The sequence below is a fragment of the Neorhizobium sp. DAR64872/K0K18 genome, from assembly GCF_050500175.1.
Classification (GTDB): Bacteria; Pseudomonadota; Alphaproteobacteria; order Rhizobiales; family Rhizobiaceae; genus Neorhizobium; species Neorhizobium soli.
Map to the genome: position 1 here is coordinate 180,863 of NZ_CP191446.1, position 16,979 is coordinate 197,841.

Genomic DNA, 16,979 nt, shown 5'->3' on the forward strand with positions numbered 1-16,979 from the left:
AACAAGACCTGCACAATCAGTGGCTTATAGCTAAAGCCAATAGTAAAATGGGAATGGTGCCCAGAAGAGGACTCGAACCTCCACACCCTTTCGGGTACCAGCACCTGAAGCTGGCGCGTCTACCAATTCCGCCATCTGGGCGACGGAGAGCGATGTACGAGGGACACCGGGTCAAGTCAACAGGGTTTTTGAAGTTTTCATGTCAGGCCCCGAAAAACTTTCGAAAACCGTCCTAACCTGCGGTGTCGACTTCGGTTTTGGCTTGGTGTCGGTCGATATGGCCAAGGTCCCGGTCGGGGTCGAGGATATCGCGAACCCGCTGCTTCAATTCCTTGGGACCAGGAAAACCGCCATCGCGTTTGCGCTCCCAGATCAACGCGCCGTCGATGCGGATTTCGAATGCTCCGCCGGTGCCTGGGATAAGCCCGACCTCGCCCAGCGAATCACCGAATGTCTGCAGCAGTTCCTGCGCCATCCAGCCCGCCCGTAGCAGCCAGTTGCACTGGGTGCAGTATAAAATGGTGATATGCGGTTTGTCGGGCATGCAACTGAACTCCTGTTTAATCCGCGTCGGCAACCAGTTTGACCATGGTCGCAAGGTCTGCGGCGCCATAGCCTGCGGCGAGCGCCGCCTCGAAGCTTGCAAGCGACGCCGAGATCGCAGGGATGGAGATCCCGAGCTCCTCTGCAAAATCGCGCACCAGCCGCGCATCCTTCACCGCACCCGACACAGGAAACCCGACCGTGTCCGTCTCACCTGAAATGACAGGAAGCCTGCTCTTCATCGCCGGGCTCGCAGCCGGGCTTCCCGCAAGGATTTCGAGGATCTTCGCTGAAGAGAGGCCGGCGCTCTTGCCTAGCAGCAGTGCCTCCTTGAGATTCTGCCACAGTCCCATCAGCATCATGTTGTTGACGAGCTTGGCCGATGCGCCATCTCCGAGTTTCCCCACATGCAGCGCACGGTCGGAAAGCGTTTCCGCAACGGGCCGGAAGCGCTCGTGGTCTTCAGGCGAGCCGCCGATATAAAGCCCGACCTTTCCCTGAAGCAGCATCTCCGGGCCGCCGGCGATCGGCGCGTCGAGGAGGGCGGCGCCCGATCGACCGATGGCCTCCTGGTGGCTCCGCAGAGTCATAGGGCTGACCGTGCTGGTATCGACGATCAGCTTGCCCGTAAGGGCCGTGGCCGCGAGTGTGTTAAGCACATCATGCACTGCCTGATCGTCGATCAGGGCAAGAATGATGACGTCGGAACGCTCTGCTAGGGAGGAAAGGTCTTCAACGGCATCAATGCCGAGAGCCCTCTGCCGCGCACCAAAAGCGTCGCTTCGGCTCCAGCCGATGACGGCGAAGCCCCGTTGTGCGAGGCGCGTCGCCATGGCGCTTCCCATTCGTCCAAGACCGACGATACCCACCCGTTCTTTGTTCAAATCCGTTTCCTTCATGGCAGGCGCATATCCCTCTTGTTCCATCCCTTATCCAGTGGCATCTTCTTGTTTAGGGTCAGCTGAGGGAGGCTAAATTGTACAAGTTTCAGGTCTACAAGGACAAGACTGGCGAGTTCCGTTTCCGCTTCAAAGCGTCGAACGGCGAAACGATGTTTATCTCTGAAGGATACAAGCAGAAGGCGTCGGCAATCAACGCGATCGAATCGATCAAGAAGAATGCGCCTGGTGCCACAACCGAAGACGGTACAACCGCCACCGTTTGACGGTTTGAACGTTCGTCTGCCGCATTCCAACGTAAGGTTTTAGCGCAGACACAATGTCCGATCCGCAGATCTTTGGAACAAATTCCCTGTGGTCGCATTGTCTCTGCTGAAACGGAGGAAACAAACATGGCTTACGATCCAAACTCGAATAACACCCGCCCTGACCTTCGCACCACCCCGGAGACGCGCAAAAGCTCTTCCTGGATGGGCTGGGTAGCCATTCTGGCAGTTATCGTCGTCGGCGCGTTTGTCTGGTCGCAGATGGGTGGCTCAACCACCGATCCTGCCACGACATCCTCGACCGCAACGCCGCCTGCTGTCACGGAACCGGCAGCACCTGCTCCGGCAACGCCAGCAGCGCCTGCTCCGGCCGCACCGGCTCCCGCTGCACCGGCAACGGGCGGTACGACCCAGCCGTAACAGGCAGGGAAAGACCATCGATCGAACCGCTCGTCCGCAAGGACGGGCGGTTTTTCGTTTGCGGGGGACGCCCCCGCGTCGTTAACCCTTTGTTAACCAAATTTGCCGACCCTTCGATGACGCCTCAACCCTATCCGTCTGTCGAAGGAGAGAGCATGAAGCTCGTTACCATCGAAAACAAAATCGTCGAGAACAGCCATCATACGTTGATCGTGATGCGGGATGGCCCCACCTGCCAGGCGGTCCGGGTCCTCAACGATGACGGAATCGGCAGCGTGCGATCAAAGCTCTCCCTGATGGAGACGATCGCCAGCCGCAAACTGGACCATGGGGAAGTGGCATTTGACGGCTGCGTCTGGATCACACCGGCTGACCTTCCGCATCCCTTTCTCCCGGCGAAACATTGAAGCCGCCGGGGCGTGATGCAGGCAACAGGCCCCGGCCATGCGGGGATCCGGACTACGAACCCGCGTTGACGCCTGCCAGAACCGCCGCAAGGTCCATCTCGTTGTAAGGCTTCTGCAGAAGGCGGGAGCCGGGTGGCGCGTTGTCCGGCTTGTGGCTCTCTCCCGTTGCGAACACGACGGTCAGGTCGGGCTTTTCCGCCACGGCACGCACCGCCAGATCACCGCCGACTGTATCCGGCAGGCCGATATCGGTGATCAGGACATCGATCGAATTGCTTTCGAGCTCGACCAGCGCTTCTTTTCCTGTCCCAGCCTCGATTACCTGATGGCCGAGTTCGGCAAGCATCTCGGCCGTGTTTCCCCGGATCAGAAAGTCGTCTTCGACCAGCAGGATCGTCAGCGTTTTCGGCGTCGCGGCGGCAACTTCGGCAACGGGCTTGACTGTTTCCGCCCTGGGGGCGGTCGCCTGGTCCACCTGCTTCTGGTTGGCGATGACATGGCGAATACGGCGCGCCAAAGCCTCGCGGGTATAGGGTTTGGACAAGAGCTCGACACCGGCATCCAGAATGCCGCCGTGGACGATGGAATTTTCAGTGTAGCCGGAGGTGAATAGCACCGCGAGATGCGGCAGGCGCTCTTTTGCACGCCGCGCCATTTCGCGGCTCTTCAGCGGGCCCGGCATTACGACGTCGGTAAAGATGACGTCGATTGGAATGCCGCTCTCGACCACGTTGAGGCCGGCCTGTGCATCCTTTGCCGTCAGGACGCGGTAGCCGAGATCGGTCAGCGTCTCGAAAACGGTGTTGCGCACCGCCTCGTCGTCTTCCACGACCAGCACGGTTTCCGAGCCGCCGACGACCGGGCCGGCCTGGACGACCACTTCGCGGTCCTCATCGGCGACGGACCGCGGCAGGTAGACCTTCACGGTCGTGCCCTCGTTCACCTCGCTGTAGATCTTCACATGCCCGCCGGACTGCTTGACGAAGCCGTAGACCATGGACAGGCCCAATCCGGTTCCCTTGCCCTCTGGCTTGGTGGAAAAGAACGGCTCGAACACTTTATCGAGAATATCTGGCGCCATGCCGGCGCCCGTGTCCGTCACGGCCAGCATCACGTATTGACCGGGCGTGACTTCCACATGGGTGCGAGCGTAATCCTGGTCGAGAAAGGCGTTGCCCACCTCAATCGTCAATTTGCCGGACCCCTCCATCGCATCACGTGCGTTGATTGCGAGGTTCAGAAGCGCGTTTTCGACCTGTGTCGGGTCGGCATAGGTGTTCCAGAGCCCGCCGCTGGCAATTACCTCGACCTCAACCGCCTCACCGAGCGACCGGCGCAGCAGATCGTCCATTCCGGCAATAAAGCGGCTGATGTTGATGACGCGTGGCTCCAGCGCCTGCCGGCGGCCGAAAGCCAGCAACTGGCTGGCAAGCTTTGCACCGCGGCTGACGCCGGCAAGCGCATTGCCGACACGCCGTTCCGCCTGTGCATTGCCGACAATGTCCTTGGCCAGGAGCTGAAGATTGCCGGCAACGACCTGCAACAGGTTGTTGAAGTCATGCGCAACGCCCCCGGTCAGCTGACCGATCGATTCCATCTTCTGCGCCTGCTGCAATGCCCGTTCGGCCTGGCGCCTCTCCGCGATCTCCGATTCGACGCGCGCTTCCAGGCTTTCGTTCAGCTGTCTTAGCTGTTCCTCTGCCCGCAGGCGGTGGCGGACCTGCCGTTCCAGGTTGCTGGCATGGTCCTGCAGGTTCGATTCGGCTTCCCGCTGCTCGGTGATATCGGTATGGACACCGACCCATTCCTCGATGTCGCCCGAGGAACCGATGATCGGCACGCCTCGGATGGCAAAGGTACGATAGAGGCCGTCATGGCGGCGGACGCGATGTTCCCAGACATAGGTGGATTTGGACGCGACGGCTGCCTGCCAGCTGGCGACCGAACCTTCCCGATCGTCGGGATGCACGGCATCTGCCCAGCCGTAGTCCTGGTATTCCTCGTAACGCTGGCCGGTCAGCGTGGCCCAGGCCGTCTGTTCGCCCAGCATCCGGCCGTCGGCGGTGTTGGTCCACAGCACGCCATGGATGGCCGCGACCGCGGCCCGGAACCGTTCATTGCTGCGACGAAGTGCGTTCTCGGATTGTTTGCGGTCCTCGATATCGGTGATCAGCACATAGATGCCGTCGATCTCACCCTTGGAGGTGAAGCGCGGAACGTAGCGGATTTCGGCTGTCCGTTCTTCTCCGTCAGGACGTTTGATCACCGTGTCCGTGATCACCCGTTCGCCGGAGAGCGCTTTTTGAAGCAATGGTATGCGGGCAGCGTAATAGGCGTTGCCGATCACCTCCGCGGCATGCTTGCCAATCACGTCGCTGGCGGCAAGTCCGAACCACTCCTGATAACCGTCATTGGCGAAGCGATAGACATGGTCGCGGTCGAGGAACCCGACGAGGATGGGGAGCGCGTTGGTAAGGCGGCTGAGCTCTTCCTGGCTCTGAGCCAAGGCGTTCAGCGCGTGCACCTTCTCGGTGTTTTCGAGCACCGTGCACAGGACACCGTCTACTTTGCCGGTTTCGTCGTAGATCGGCGTGTAGAACAGGTCGAAGACGACATCCTCAGGCGATCCATGACGGTTCAGCACCATCACCTGGTCGCGGAAGGACTGGACCTCTCCCCGAAAGCCGGCTTCAAGGATTGTCTTGTTCCATTCCCAGATTTCCGGCCAGACAGCGGAAACCTTGTCACCGAGCGCGCGTGGATGATAATCCCCGGCAATCTCCTTGTAGCCGTCATTGTAGATCATCACATGGTCGTCGCCCCACATCAAAACCTGCGGGATCGGCGAATTGACCATCGAGTTGACCTTGATCCGCAGATGCGAAGGCCAGTCTTTGATCAGCCCGAGAGACGTCTTCGTCCAGTCGAACTGGCGTATGAGCTCGCCGGTCTCGCCTCCGCCAATAGGCCAATGCGCGGATACGACCTGATAGTTCATGACGTCACCAAATGCGTGTGATGGAATAGGCGCCGGTAATATGCCGTCAATCGGCGGTTTTCAAAGCAATTTTTGCAGATTATCAAACTTTGGACGGCGCGATATGTTCGTTTATTGCGGTCCGGCCCAGATCTTTTGATTCCTGTCCCGAAATGATCCGGCTGACCGAGCAATCGGCGAGGAAAAAGGGCCGGTTCTTTCGAACCAGCCCCTGTGCAAATCAATCGTCTTTCATCTTCAGCGCTGCAATGAACGCTTCCTGCGGAATGTCGACCTTGCCGAACTGCCGCATGCGCTTCTTGCCTTCCTTCTGCTTGTCGAGCAGCTTGCGCTTGCGGGTGGCGTCGCCGCCGTAGCACTTCGCCGTCACGTCCTTGCGCATCGCGGAAATCGTCTCGCGGGCAATCACGTTGCCGCCGATGGCTGCCTGGATCGGGATCTTGAACATGTGCCGTGGGATCAGGTCCTTCAGCTTTTCGCACATGTCGCGGCCGCGCTTTTCGGCAGCAGTCCGGTGCACCAGCATCGACAGCGCATCGACAGGCTCGCCATTCACCATGATCGACATCTTCACGAGGTTGCCCTCCTGATAGCCGTGCAGGTGGTAGTCGAACGAGGCATAGCCCTTGGAGATCGACTTCAGGCGGTCGTAGAAATCGAACACCACTTCGTTGAGCGGCAGTTCGTAGGTCAGCATGGCGCGCTTGCCCACATAGGTAAGCTCGGTCTGGATGCCGCGCCGGTCCTGGCAAAGCTTCAGGATGCCGCCGAGATAGTCGTCCGGGGTCAGGATCGTCGCCTTGATCCACGGTTCGCGGATTTCCGAGATCTTGACGACATCAGGCATGTCGGCCGGGTTGTGCAGCTCGCGCTCGGAACCGTCGGTCATGGTCAGCTGATAGACCACCGAAGGCGCGGTCGCGATCAGGTCGAGGTTGAACTCGCGTTCCAGACGCTCCTGGATGATTTCGAGATGCAGCAGCCCGAGGAAGCCGCAACGGAAACCGAAGCCGAGAGCCGCAGACGATTCCATCTCGAATGAGAACGAGGCGTCGTTCAGGCGCAGCTTGCCCATCGCGGCACGCAGGTCTTCGAAGTCGGCTGCATCGACCGGGAACAGGCCGCAGAACACGACCGGCTGCGCAGGCTTGAAGCCCGGAAGCGCCTTGGCGGTCGGCTTCTTGTCTTCGGTAATGGTATCGCCGACGCGCGTATCGGCCACTTCCTTGATCGAGCCGGTGAAGAAACCGATCTCGCCCGGGCCGAGACTATCGACGGCCAGCATCTTCGGCGTCAGAACGCCGACGCGTTCCACCTGATACTTGGCATCGGTGCCCATCATGCGGATGGTCTGGCCCTTGGTCAGCACGCCATCAAGGATGCGAACGAGAACCATGACGCCGAGATAGGTGTCGTACCAGCTGTCGACCAGCAGCGCCTTCAGCGGACCCTTGTCGCCCATCTCGCTCTTCGGCGGGGGCAGCTGGTGGACGATGGCTTCCAGAACGTCGGGAATGCCGAGGCCGGTCTTTGCCGAGATCAGCACGGCCTGGCTGGCGTCGATGCCAATCACTTCCTCGATCTGGTCGCGGATGCGGTCGGGCTCGGCGGCCGGCAGGTCGATCTTGTTGAGGACCGTGACGATCTCGTGATTGTTGTCGATCGCCTGATAGACGTTGGCAAGCGTCTGCGCTTCGACGCCCTGTGACGCATCGACGACCAGCAGCGAACCTTCGCAGGCCGACAGCGAACGCGACACTTCGTAGGCGAAGTCGACGTGGCCGGGCGTGTCGATCAGGTTGAGAACGTAGGTCTCGCCGTTATTCGCCTTGTAGTGCAGGCGCACGGTCTGTGCCTTGATGGTGATGCCGCGCTCGCGCTCGATATCCATCGAATCGAGAACCTGCTCGGACATGTCGCGTTCGGCAAGGCCGCCGGTTGTCTGGATTAGACGATCGGCGAGCGTCGATTTGCCGTGGTCGATATGCGCCACGATCGAGAAGTTGCGGATATGGTCAAGCGGCGTGCGGGAATTGGTGCTCATGGCTCGCGCATATAGCAGCGCCCGTGTCTGCCGCAAAGAGGGAAGATAACCTTTCGTTGAGGATGAAAGGCGTTAATTTCCGGGATTTACGGCGCCGGGTTCGGTCAGCGCCGCTGCATTGGGAAGCTGGGCGCTGCGCACTTCGTGGCTCTCCCGCTCTGCCTCGGGTGCCGGACCGCGTTCTTTCAGGCGCTGCAGAACGAACAGGCCATAGACGACAGCCACCGCCATTGCCGCAACGATAAAGGTTTTTCCGCCCAGAACAGGCGTCAGCATCGTCACCATCAGCGGCACGATCGTCGCAGCCGTCGACCACGCAACGAGGAGGGTGGAAGACAGCGGCACGAAATCGCCGGGGTCGGCACGGTCGTTGGCATGGGCGTTTGCGACCGAATACACGGTCTCCACCGATCCCCCGAAGATCAGGAAGACGATCATCAGGATATAGAGATGCGAGAAGGAGGAGAAAAACGCTCCGAAGCCGGCAAACACGATGAGCACGCAGGTGATCAGAAGCACAAAGCGTCGGTCCATCCGGTCAGACAGGATGCCGAGCGGATACTGCACGAACAAAAGTCCCGTCTGCATCACGAACATCAGCATCGCGACATCGGTCTGCGATACGTTGTTGGTGGAGGCATAGATCGGCAGGAAGCCCTGCACCACCATCGAAAGGCCACCCGAGGCAAGCACGCCGACCAGACCGACCGGCGAGATCTTCCAAGCCATCTTGATATCGACATTGACGCGTGCCGGGGCGGGCGGGTTCGGCAGACGGGTCAGCCCGATCGGCAGGATTGCAAGCGCGGTAAAGAACACCACCGCCAGCGGCGCAAGATTGCCGTCGGTCGGGATCTGGCCGAAGATCCAGTTGCCGCAGCCGAGGCCCAGAACATAGGCCATGTAGAAGAACGACATCGCCTTACCGCGCCATTCGTTGGAGGCGGCGTGGTTGAGCCAGCTCTGGGCGATGATGAAGTTGACGTTGGCGGCGGCGCCGTAAATGCCGCGCGCAAAAATCCAGATATAGGCCGGAAGGTCGGCGGCAATCAGCACGGCTGCAATGATGACCATTGCCATCGAGCAGGCAAACAGCCGCGCATGTCCAACGCGCTTGATCAGCGGTCCGCCGAGCACGCAACCGACGAGCCCGCCGAATGCGACGGCCGTCACCGCAGCACCTGCCGCCCAGGGCGTTTCCGACCTTGTCAGCATGAACGGCACATAGGCGAACATGATGCCGCTTCCGATCGCGGCGATCGTCATCGAGACGACGATGCTGGCGATTGAAAAGGGCGAGACAGCCGCTTGTCCGTTCATTGCGAAATCCCTGATTTTAGTGGACCCTCGGCGCTTCCGTCGCGGCTGCCTTGGTCGACGATCCATAGCGTATCGAATAGGACATTCGCTATCGCGGAAACGCCATCACCTTTAAAAATTCATCCAGCCTTCGCAAATCGCTTGATTCCATCAAAAGAGAATTTATATCTCTGATAATGGAAAATTCAGACAGCGAAATCGAACTGGCGATTGGCGAAAGGCTGAAGGCGCTGCGGGCTTCCGCAGGGCTGACGTTGGACGAACTGTCGCTGCGGTCCGGTGTCAGCCGAGCGATGATTTCGCGCATAGAACGGGCGGAGGCGAGCCCGACGGCGGCGCTGCTGGCAAGGCTCTGCGAAGGACTGGGGCAAAGCCTCTCCACCTTCTTCGCGCCCGACGAGCCTTCATCATCGCCTCTGTCGAAGAAGTCCGAGCAAAGGCTGTGGCGCGATCCGACAACGGGATATCTGCGGCGCTCCGTCTCGCCGCCGGGCATGCCGACACCGGTCGATATCGTCGAGGTGGAGTTCCCGGCCGGCGCACGCGTCAGTTTTCCGCCGCGGGAGGAAAGCCGGGTGATGACCCAGCATGTCTGGCTGTTCGAGGGAGAACTGAACATGGTGCTCCCCGACATGACCCATCACCTTTTGCCGGGCGACTGCCTGTTCATGGATATCGGCGACGCCTTCGAATTCCACAATCCGAGTGATCGCCCCGCCCGCTACGCGGTGATCCTCAACCGCGGCCGCTGACCGCCACAGGAGCAAACAATGACCCCGACCATCCGTATCCTCGATGCCGCCGCCACCCGCGCTGCGATCCCTCATCTCAGTGACATCCTCTCCGACTGCATCAATGGCGGCGCATCGCTGGGCTTCATGCTGCCTTTCGCACCTGAGGATGCCACCGGATACTGGAACGGCATCGCAGACGAGGTGGAAAAGGGCGCCATCATTCTGGCTGTGGCAGATGTCGATGACCGCTTGGTCGGCACCGTCCAGATCGGTCTTGCTTCGAAACCGAACCAGCCGCATCGGGGAGACCTGATGAAACTCCTTGTCCACCACGATGCCCGCGGCCTTGGCCTGTCGCGCAAGCTGATGGAGGCCGTCGAAGCGGAAGCCGCAGGGCAGGGACGCACGCTTCTGGTTCTGGACACTGCAACCGGCAGCGACGCAGAACGCATCTATCCCCGCTTCGGCTGGGAACGGGTCGGTGTCATTCCCGACTACGCGCTCTGGCCGCAAGGTGGCCTCTGCGGCACGACGCTGTTTTACAAGCGGATCGGGTAAGCGCCTTGAGTGGCCCGCAAAACAAGCGGGCCATTTCTAGTCATCGTTTTTCCGTGAGGAAATAAACAAAGGCTGCGGCCGGCAGGGCGAGGCCGATCGCCGATGCGGCGAGCCAGCCGCCTTGGGCAAAGGCCCAGGCGCCGATTGCCGAACCCAGTGCTCCGCCGATAAAGAAGGTGGCCATGAAGAGGCCGTTCAGGCGGCTGCGCAGCTCAGCATCAAGGCCGTAGATCGACCGCTGGCCGATCACCAGCGTCATCGACACGCCGAAATCGAGCGCGATGGCGGCCAAACCCAGCATCACCAGCGCAAAGGTCGAACCTTCGGGCGCGACATGGGTGATCAGGAAGGCGGCAACGACGGCGAGGATGCCGAATGCGGTTGCCGGCTTGCCGAGGCCGCGGTCGGCCAACCGTCCGGCGATCGGAGAAGCAACCGCACCGGCGACGCCGACAAGCGCGAAGATGGCGATGGCACCCTGGCCCAGCTGGAAAGCAGGCCCTGCCAGGAGAAGCGGCGTCACCGTCCAGAACAGGCTGAACGCGAAGAACTGGGCGAACTGGTAGAAGGACCGCCGGCGCAGCAGCGGCTGTGTCGTGTAGATCCGTCCCATGGACGCGATCAGGCCGGGATAGCGGAGTGTCGTCTTCGGCATGCGCTTGGGCAGGCGGAAGGACAGCACCAGACCGACGGCAACCATCACCGCAGCCGACAAGAAGAACACCGTATGCCACGACGAGAATCCTGCAATAAAGCTCGATACCGGCCGCGCCATCATGATGCCGATCATCAGCCCGCTCATGACATTTCCGACCACCCGGCCGCGGCTCTCTTCCGGTGCAAGGTTTGCAGCAAACGGCACGATCATCTGCACGGCAGTCGAGGTGATGCCGATCGCAAGCGATGCCGCGAGGAAGGGAAGCGGCGTCGTCGAAAGCCCGGCCGCGATCAGGGCAACGCTCGTGGCGGAAATCATCAGGATGATCAGCCGGCGGTTCTCGACGAGATCGCCGAGTGGCACCATGAACAGCAGGCCGAGCCCATAGCCGATCTGCGTCAGCGTCACGATCAGGCCGGTGGCGCTTTCGGAAAGGCCGATCGATGCGGCAATCGGGCCTGCAAGCGGCTGCGCGTAATAAAGGTTGGCGGCGATCAGCCCGGCCGCGGCGGCCATGGTGAAGGCCATTATCGGGGAGAGGGTGGGCGCTGCACTTGGCGATGTGGCCGCCGTTTCGGCGTCCGGCGAAACCCGACGAGCGGGGGAAGGAACTGGGGATGTCATGGTGGGCTCTTGGGAGGAGAAAAGGGAGGGAGAAAAGAGACGTGCTGTCAGTCGAGAATTTTAAGCGCGGTTTCCACGGTGGCGATGGCGCGTTCCTGGCCCTGTCCGGCCTTTCCCGCGATCCGCAGTCCCTGGATCACGGCGTAGAAGAACTGCGCCGTCACCTCGGGATCGCTCCGATCCGAAATCGATCCGTCCGCCTGGCCCTCCCGAACCAGGTTTTCGAACAGACCTTCAATCCGGGCTTGCGATAGTTTCACGCGCTGATCCGTTTCGAGATCGAAAAGCGCAAGTTCGACGGCAGCGCCGACGACGAGGCATCCGCGTCGGCCAAGTTCGCCATGCGCCGAGTTTGCATAGTGATGCAGCGCAAGACGCATCCGTTCGCGGCCGTTGCCTCCCACCGAAATTGCCTCCGCAAGGGCTGCGTTGCGAACCTGCTTGTAGCGATCGAAGGACGCGAGAAAGATGGCCTTCTTGTCCTTGAACGCCTTGTAGAGGCTTCCGGCCGTCAGCCCCATCGCGTCCTTGAGGTCCGCAATCGACGTCGCGTGATAACCCTGCTCGGAAAACACGACGATCGCTTTGTCCAGCGCCGCTTCGATTTCGAACTCGCGCGGCCGGCCTGCCATTCGAGCAGTATCGGTGAGGGTTTCGGTCGTCATAGCGGATTGCCTAATTAGGAAATGATCGTTTCCAAATAGGATCGGATTATGTTGTCGTCAAGCGAGATGTCGGTTTTTCGGGAACAGATCTTTGAGAGTTGAGTTGGAAACACCGTCACCAACCCCAAAAGCTGGAGGACATTATGAGCAAGAGTGACGTAGAACAGACCGTAAAGCGCGCAGAACGCCAGGTGGAAAACACCAGTTCCGGCGGCCACCTCGGTGGTACCTATTACGGCCAGACCGCCGACGGGAAGACCGCGTCTACAAATACCAATGTCGGCAGCAATCGCCCCAACACCGGTAGCTAAGGTCATACAGGCCCATCTGAAGAGATAGGCCGAAGCTCTAAAAAGTTTTGAAAGCCCCGTCGCGTGCGGGGCTTTCGTCGTTTGGTCGGATGCTTAGAGCGTGCCTGCCCGCTGCTGCATCATCATGAACGTGTCGTAGCTGTATTCAGCAACCTGCGCCCAGAGATAGGAATCCTTCTTGAACGCCTGCTGGTGATCGTAGATCTTCTTGAAGGCCGGGCTCTTCTGGGAAAGCTCGGCATAGGTTTCCATCGCGGCCTTGAAACACACATCCAGAATGTCGCGGTTGAACGCTTTCAGGATCGCGCCTTCGCCAACCAATTTCTTCAAAGCGACAGCGTTATGGGCGTCGTAATTGGCAAGCATGCTCATGTTGGCTGCCGCGCAGGCATCGGTCAGGATCTGCTGGTAGCTCTTCGGCAGGCTGTTGAATTTTTCCAGGTTGAAGAAGGCATGCATGGCCGGGCCGCCTTCCCACCATGCCGGGTAGTAGTAGTATTTGGCGACCTTGACGAAGCCGAGCTTCTGATCGTCATACGGACCGACGAATTCGGTCGCATCGATCGTACCCTTTTCGAGCGCCGCATAGACATCGCCGCCGGCGATCTGCTGGGGCGTCACGCCGACCTTCTGCATCACCTGGCCGGCCAGGCCGGCAATGCGCATCTTCAGACCCTTCAGGTCGTCGATCGTGTTAATCTCCTTGCGGAACCAGCCGCCCATCTGCGTGCCGCTATTGCCGGCCGGCAGTGCGTAAAGGCCGCGGGGCGCCAGGAACTCGTTGATCAGATCATTGCCGCCGTTGAGGAACCAGGCATTCGTCATGCGGGCATTGAGGCCGAACGGAATGGCGGTGCCAAGCGCAAAGGCTGGATCCTGGCCGATGTAATAATAGGAGCATGTATGCGCCATCTCGACCGTGCCGTTGGCAACCGCGTCGGCTGCCTGCAGAGCCGGCACCAGTTCGCCGGCGCCATAGGTCTGGATGGTGAAATTGCCGTCCGTTGAATTCTTGACGCTGTTGGCAATCTGGGTCGCCGCATCGAAGATGATGTTCAGGCTCTTTGGAAAGGACGAGGTCAGCCGCCAGGTGATCTTCGGACGCTCCTGGGCGATTGCCGGCGTGGCCAACGCGGCAGCCGCGGCGCCGATGCCGGCAGTGGTAGCATTGTGCAGGAAACGTCTGCGATCCATGAAATATCCTCCTGAGATGTCTGAAAAATCTCGTTCAAGCCGTCTTGGTCTTAAAGCTCTTCTCCCGGCTCCGACAAGAGGAATCGACAGTGTTTGCCTTGCCGCAAAAGGAAAACCCCGGGCTGGGCCGGGGTTCTCGATTGAGCAGGTGCGCTTGATGATCAAAGCTTGCCGTTGCGCTGCTGGATCATCATGAATGTGTCGTAGGTGTAATCGGCGATCTGCGCCCAGAGATAGGCATCCTTCTTGAAGGCCTGCTGGCTGTCGTAGATCTTCTTGAAGGCAGCGTTCTTGGCCGTGATTTCAGCATAGGTTTCCTGCGCCGCTGCGTAGCTGGCATCGAGGATCTGCTGGTTGAAGGCCTTCAGCACGGCACCTTCCGACACAAGCTGGCGCAGCGCCTTGGCGTTGCTGGCATCGTAGCGAGCCAGCATGTTCATGTTGGCGTTGGCGCAGGCATCTTTCAGGATACGCTGGTAGCTCTTCGGCAGATTGTTGAACTTGTCGCGGTTGAAGAACGCGTGGACGGCCGGGCCACCTTCCCACCATGCGGGATAGTAGTAGTATTTCGCGACCTTCACGAAGCCGAGCTTCTGATCGTCATACGGACCGACGAATTCGGTCGCGTCGATCGTGCCCTTTTCCAGCGCCGCATAGACGTCACCGCCGGCGATCTGCTGCGGCGTGACGCCGAGCTTGGTCATCACCTGGCCGGCAAGACCTGCGATGCGCATCTTCAGACCCTTCAGGTCGTCGATCGTGTTGATCTCCTTGCGGAACCAGCCACCCATCTGGGCACCCGTATTGCCGGCCGGCAGCGCGTAGAGATTGTAGTTGCCGAGGAATTCGTTGAGCAGGTCGTTGCCGCCGCCGATCGAGAACCAGGAGTTCGTCTGGCGGGCATTAAGACCGAAGGGCACCGACGTCCCGAGCGCGAATGTCGGATCCTTGCCAATGTAATAGTAGGAGCAGGTATGCGCCATTTCGACGGTTCCGTTGGAAACAGCGTCTGCCGCCTGAAGGCCGGGCACAATTTCGCCGGCCGCGAAGGTGTGGATGGTGAAGTTGCCGTCCGTCGCTTCCTTGACGCTTTGCGCGATATCGGTGGATGCGGCCCAGAGGATGTCGGTGTTCTTGGTAAAGGAGGATGTCATTCTCCAGGTGAGCTTGGGGCTTTCCTGCGCGATCGCGGGAGCGGCCAGAGCCCCGGCTGCAACTGCGCCGATTCCGGCGGTCCCTGCCTGCCGAAAGAAATGTCTGCGGTTCATACGGGTCATGCCTTTCTGACTGGCCCTTGACGGCCGGTAACTTCATTTCACCGGTCCTCACCGGCGTCTGCTCTTAATCCGATCATTTCGTCACCGGCAAGTAAAAAGTGCAGGAAGTTGCGCTGCGCTGCAGCATTGGTTTGCGAATATTGCGCGCGAATTTTTTTCTCAAACGGATCGAAGGGCACGGTTTGGAGTGACTTGAACTTTCACACAAAAAAGTTAGGTTAGAATTATTCTAATAAGGAGCTTCGATGTTCACTCGTTTGGTGCCCGGGTCCCGCCGGGCGTTTTTGTCGCTGAGCGAAGAGGAAATCCTCGCTCTTGCCATCTCGTCGGAAGAGGAGGATGCGCGCATCTATCTCTCCTACGCGAAGAACCTGAAAGAGGCATATCCGAGCTCCGCAAAGGTGTTCGAGGACATGGCCGAGGTCGAGCAGACGCACAAGAACATGCTGATCCAGATGTTTCGCTCCCGCTTCGGCGAGAACATTCCGCTGATCCGCAGAGAGCATGTGCAGGGATTTTACGCCCGCAAGCCAGACTGGCTCATGCGCAATCTGCCGCTCGACAAGATCCGCGAACAGACGGAAGCGATGGAGCGCCAGGCGGCACGGTTCTATCGCGAGGCCGCCAAAAGGGTATCGGATGCCTCGACGCGGCAGCTCCTGGGCGATCTGGCCTTGGCCGAGGACGGGCATGAAGACATCGCCCGGATGCTCAGCGAAAAGCACGTAACCGAGGAAACGCGTTCGGAAGAAGACCTGTCTGCCCGGCGTCAGTTTATCCTGACCTATGTCCAGCCAGGGCTTGCCGGCCTTATGGACGGTTCGGTTTCGACACTGGCGCCGATCTTTGCGGCAGCATTCGCCACGGGCGATACCTGGTCGACCTTCCTGATAGGTCTGTCCGCATCGGTCGGTGCGGGTATTTCGATGGGCTTTACCGAAGCGGCACACGACGATGGCAAGATTTCCGGTCGCGGCTCCCCCATCAAGCGCGGATTTGCCTCAGGCATCATGACCGCGATCGGCGGCCTCGGCCATACACTACCCTATCTCATTCCGCATTTCTGGACGGCCACCATCGTTGCGGCGATCATCGTCTTCTTCGAACTCTGGGCGATCGCCTTCATTCAGAACCGATATATGGAGACACCGTTCTTCAAGGCTGTCTTCCAGGTCGTGTTCGGCGGCTCGCTGGTCCTGGCCGCCGGTATCCTGATCGGCAATGGATAAGGCGCAGGTTATCGGTTCGCCGCAGCCGGCGCATCGACAGCAAAAAAGAAGACCCGCCGCTGCAAAAGCAGGGCGGGTCTTGTCATTTCGACCGGTTGATACGGCCCGTCGTCTGCAAGCTGGCTCTACCGGAGAGCGCCGACGAGAAGGTCGCGGCCATTTTCGATGGTGACCCAACGCCCTGCGTTGAACGAAGCCTGGCGCTTCAGGAACGTGTAATGCGTGGCTGTCCAGGGCAGGACATCGTTATCAAGATTGTCGAGAATGAAATCTCCATCCGCAGTGCGAAGCGTCAGAACGGCGTGACCTTCTCCATCCGGCTTGCGCACGACCGTCATCAGAAGGTCGGAATAACTGAAGCCTGCTTCGGCCAGTTCCTTGCGCTTCTGCAACGCGAAATCCTCGCAGTCGGCGAAGATGGTCGGATAGGTCCAGAACTCTTCCCGACCGTAAGCATCCATGTCGGTCTTGGCGATATAGCGCTCGTTGACTTCCAGGTTGATCCGGCGAACCGTTTGCCAGCTGTCTTCGTTGAGTTTGGGAGCGGGCGCCGACCGGCTCTTCAGAGAACATTCCGCGGGCAGGCGCTGGCAGAACTCGAAATGGCCGATCGGTTGCGACGTCACGTCACCGGTCACCATCGATGCAATCGACCGCGGAGCCGGCATTGCGGCGCCCGCAGGCACCAGCGCGCACAAAAGGATCACCGCAAAGCGCCGTACCAGCAAGGCTTTCATCATGACCCGTCCCTTAAAGTCCTAACGAAAAGTTAAGGGCCGAATGGGGGTCAAGTCAATCGTTCAGGTTTTGTTAATCTTCATTAAAACTGCTT

17 protein-coding genes and 1 tRNA gene are annotated in these 16,979 nt (G+C 59.9%); 7 read left to right on the top strand and 11 right to left on the bottom strand.

What is annotated here, in order from left to right:
* Positions 1–54: 54 nt before the first annotated feature.
* From ACQY1P_RS06300 to ACQY1P_RS06310, 3 genes are all read right to left on the bottom strand, one after another.
* Positions 55–141 (bottom strand) — tRNA-Leu (locus tag ACQY1P_RS06300).
* A 91-nt stretch (positions 142–232) separates the two neighbouring features.
* Complete coding sequence (locus ACQY1P_RS06305; protein WP_062454110.1) at positions 233–544, bottom strand: SelT/SelW/SelH family protein; 312 nt, start codon at positions 542–544, stop codon at positions 233–235.
* A gap of 16 nt (positions 545–560) precedes the next feature.
* Complete coding sequence (locus tag ACQY1P_RS06310) at positions 561–1,469, bottom strand: NAD(P)-dependent oxidoreductase (protein WP_209902847.1); 909 nt, start codon at positions 1,467–1,469, stop codon at positions 561–563.
* Between the two features lie 50 nt (positions 1,470–1,519).
* On the opposite strand from ACQY1P_RS06310, the gene ACQY1P_RS06315 reads away from it, so the two are divergent.
* From ACQY1P_RS06315 to ACQY1P_RS06325, 3 genes are all read left to right on the top strand, one after another.
* Positions 1,520–1,708 carry a YegP family protein gene (locus ACQY1P_RS06315; protein ID WP_062454108.1) on the top strand — a complete coding sequence of 63 codons (189 nt, stop codon included), beginning with the start codon at positions 1,520–1,522 and terminating at the stop codon, positions 1,706–1,708.
* Between the two features lie 126 nt (positions 1,709–1,834).
* On the top strand, positions 1,835–2,128 hold the full coding sequence (locus tag ACQY1P_RS06320) for a hypothetical protein (protein WP_062454107.1): 294 nt from the start codon (positions 1,835–1,837) through the stop codon (positions 2,126–2,128).
* Between the two features lie 155 nt (positions 2,129–2,283).
* Positions 2,284–2,535 (top strand): hypothetical protein, encoded by a 252-nt coding sequence (locus ACQY1P_RS06325; RefSeq protein ID WP_062454106.1) that lies wholly within the window; start codon positions 2,284–2,286, stop codon positions 2,533–2,535.
* A 52-nt stretch (positions 2,536–2,587) separates the two neighbouring features.
* Here the strand turns inward: ACQY1P_RS06325 and ACQY1P_RS06330 are convergent, their stop codons facing one another.
* The 3 genes from ACQY1P_RS06330 to ACQY1P_RS06340 all read right to left on the bottom strand — a co-directional run bounded on the left by ACQY1P_RS06330 (position 2,588) and on the right by ACQY1P_RS06340 (position 8,897).
* Complete coding sequence (locus ACQY1P_RS06330) at positions 2,588–5,533, bottom strand: PAS domain-containing protein (protein ID WP_430255718.1); 2,946 nt, start codon at positions 5,531–5,533, stop codon at positions 2,588–2,590.
* Positions 5,534–5,753: 220 nt separating this feature from the next.
* Positions 5,754–7,577 carry a translation elongation factor 4 gene (gene lepA / locus ACQY1P_RS06335; protein ID WP_062454104.1) on the bottom strand — a complete coding sequence of 608 codons (1,824 nt, stop codon included), beginning with the start codon at positions 7,575–7,577 and terminating at the stop codon, positions 5,754–5,756.
* A gap of 72 nt (positions 7,578–7,649) precedes the next feature.
* Positions 7,650–8,897: an MFS transporter gene (locus tag ACQY1P_RS06340; RefSeq protein ID WP_430250621.1), complete on the bottom strand. Its 1,248-nt coding sequence runs from the start codon at positions 8,895–8,897 to the stop codon at positions 7,650–7,652.
* Between the two features lie 173 nt (positions 8,898–9,070).
* Between ACQY1P_RS06340 and ACQY1P_RS06345 the strand changes: the two genes are divergently transcribed.
* Positions 9,071–9,649: a helix-turn-helix domain-containing protein gene (locus ACQY1P_RS06345; RefSeq protein WP_062454102.1), complete on the top strand. Its 579-nt coding sequence runs from the start codon at positions 9,071–9,073 to the stop codon at positions 9,647–9,649.
* An 18-nt stretch (positions 9,650–9,667) separates the two neighbouring features.
* Positions 9,668–10,189 (top strand): N-acetyltransferase family protein, encoded by a 522-nt coding sequence (locus ACQY1P_RS06350; protein WP_430255720.1) that lies wholly within the window; start codon positions 9,668–9,670, stop codon positions 10,187–10,189.
* A 40-nt stretch (positions 10,190–10,229) separates the two neighbouring features.
* Here ACQY1P_RS06350 and ACQY1P_RS06355 read toward each other — a convergent pair whose 3' ends face one another.
* Together ACQY1P_RS06355 and ACQY1P_RS06360 are read right to left on the bottom strand one after the other, a co-directional pair.
* Positions 10,230–11,471 (bottom strand): MFS transporter, encoded by a 1,242-nt coding sequence (locus tag ACQY1P_RS06355; RefSeq protein ID WP_430255722.1) that lies wholly within the window; start codon positions 11,469–11,471, stop codon positions 10,230–10,232.
* Positions 11,472–11,518: 47 nt separating this feature from the next.
* The gene (locus ACQY1P_RS06360; RefSeq protein ID WP_430255724.1) at positions 11,519–12,136 is read right to left on the bottom strand and encodes a TetR/AcrR family transcriptional regulator; all 618 of its coding nucleotides are present in this window, start codon (positions 12,134–12,136) and stop codon (positions 11,519–11,521) included.
* Between the two features lie 143 nt (positions 12,137–12,279).
* Here ACQY1P_RS06360 and ACQY1P_RS06365 point away from each other — a divergent pair, with 143 nt between their 5' ends.
* Positions 12,280–12,447 (top strand): hypothetical protein, encoded by a 168-nt coding sequence (locus tag ACQY1P_RS06365; RefSeq protein WP_165699867.1) that lies wholly within the window; start codon positions 12,280–12,282, stop codon positions 12,445–12,447.
* A gap of 93 nt (positions 12,448–12,540) precedes the next feature.
* Here ACQY1P_RS06365 and ACQY1P_RS06370 read toward each other — a convergent pair whose 3' ends face one another.
* Both ACQY1P_RS06370 and ACQY1P_RS06375 read right to left on the bottom strand, forming a co-directional pair.
* Positions 12,541–13,641, bottom strand: a complete 1,101-nt coding sequence (locus ACQY1P_RS06370) for a TRAP transporter substrate-binding protein (protein ID WP_113109343.1) — start codon at positions 13,639–13,641, stop codon at positions 12,541–12,543.
* Between the two features lie 161 nt (positions 13,642–13,802).
* A complete protein-coding gene (locus ACQY1P_RS06375; protein WP_092664125.1) occupies positions 13,803–14,909 on the bottom strand; it encodes a TRAP transporter substrate-binding protein in 1,107 nt (368 codons plus the stop codon).
* Between the two features lie 254 nt (positions 14,910–15,163).
* Here ACQY1P_RS06375 and mbfA point away from each other — a divergent pair, with 254 nt between their 5' ends.
* On the top strand, positions 15,164–16,147 hold the full coding sequence (gene mbfA / locus ACQY1P_RS06380; protein ID WP_174195456.1) for an iron exporter MbfA: 984 nt from the start codon (positions 15,164–15,166) through the stop codon (positions 16,145–16,147).
* A gap of 125 nt (positions 16,148–16,272) precedes the next feature.
* Here mbfA and ACQY1P_RS06385 read toward each other — a convergent pair whose 3' ends face one another.
* The gene (locus ACQY1P_RS06385; RefSeq protein WP_062454096.1) at positions 16,273–16,887 is read right to left on the bottom strand and encodes a transglutaminase-like cysteine peptidase; all 615 of its coding nucleotides are present in this window, start codon (positions 16,885–16,887) and stop codon (positions 16,273–16,275) included.
* Between the last annotated feature and the right edge of the window lie 92 nt (positions 16,888–16,979).

Coding starts and splice junctions, on each gene's coding strand:
- ACQY1P_RS06305 (WP_062454110.1), bottom strand. CDS start 544: ATGCCCGACAAACCGCATATCACCATTTTATACTGCACCCAGTGCAAC.
- ACQY1P_RS06310 (WP_209902847.1), bottom strand. CDS start 1,469: ATGGAACAAGAGGGATATGCGCCTGCCATGAAGGAAACGGATTTGAAC.
- ACQY1P_RS06320 (WP_062454107.1), top strand. CDS start 1,835: ATGGCTTACGATCCAAACTCGAATAACACCCGCCCTGACCTTCGCACC.
- ACQY1P_RS06325 (WP_062454106.1), top strand. CDS start 2,284: ATGAAGCTCGTTACCATCGAAAACAAAATCGTCGAGAACAGCCATCAT.
- ACQY1P_RS06330 (WP_430255718.1), bottom strand. CDS start 5,533: ATGAACTATCAGGTCGTATCCGCGCATTGGCCTATTGGCGGAGGCGAG.
- lepA (WP_062454104.1), bottom strand. CDS start 7,577: ATGAGCACCAATTCCCGCACGCCGCTTGACCATATCCGCAACTTCTCG.
- ACQY1P_RS06340 (WP_430250621.1), bottom strand. CDS start 8,897: ATGAACGGACAAGCGGCTGTCTCGCCCTTTTCAATCGCCAGCATCGTC.
- ACQY1P_RS06350 (WP_430255720.1), top strand. CDS start 9,668: ATGACCCCGACCATCCGTATCCTCGATGCCGCCGCCACCCGCGCTGCG.
- ACQY1P_RS06355 (WP_430255722.1), bottom strand. CDS start 11,471: ATGACATCCCCAGTTCCTTCCCCCGCTCGTCGGGTTTCGCCGGACGCC.
- ACQY1P_RS06360 (WP_430255724.1), bottom strand. CDS start 12,136: ATGACGACCGAAACCCTCACCGATACTGCTCGAATGGCAGGCCGGCCG.
- ACQY1P_RS06365 (WP_165699867.1), top strand. CDS start 12,280: ATGAGCAAGAGTGACGTAGAACAGACCGTAAAGCGCGCAGAACGCCAG.
- ACQY1P_RS06370 (WP_113109343.1), bottom strand. CDS start 13,641: ATGGATCGCAGACGTTTCCTGCACAATGCTACCACTGCCGGCATCGGC.
- ACQY1P_RS06375 (WP_092664125.1), bottom strand. CDS start 14,909: ATGAACCGCAGACATTTCTTTCGGCAGGCAGGGACCGCCGGAATCGGC.
- mbfA (WP_174195456.1), top strand. CDS start 15,164: ATGTTCACTCGTTTGGTGCCCGGGTCCCGCCGGGCGTTTTTGTCGCTG.
- ACQY1P_RS06385 (WP_062454096.1), bottom strand. CDS start 16,887: ATGATGAAAGCCTTGCTGGTACGGCGCTTTGCGGTGATCCTTTTGTGC.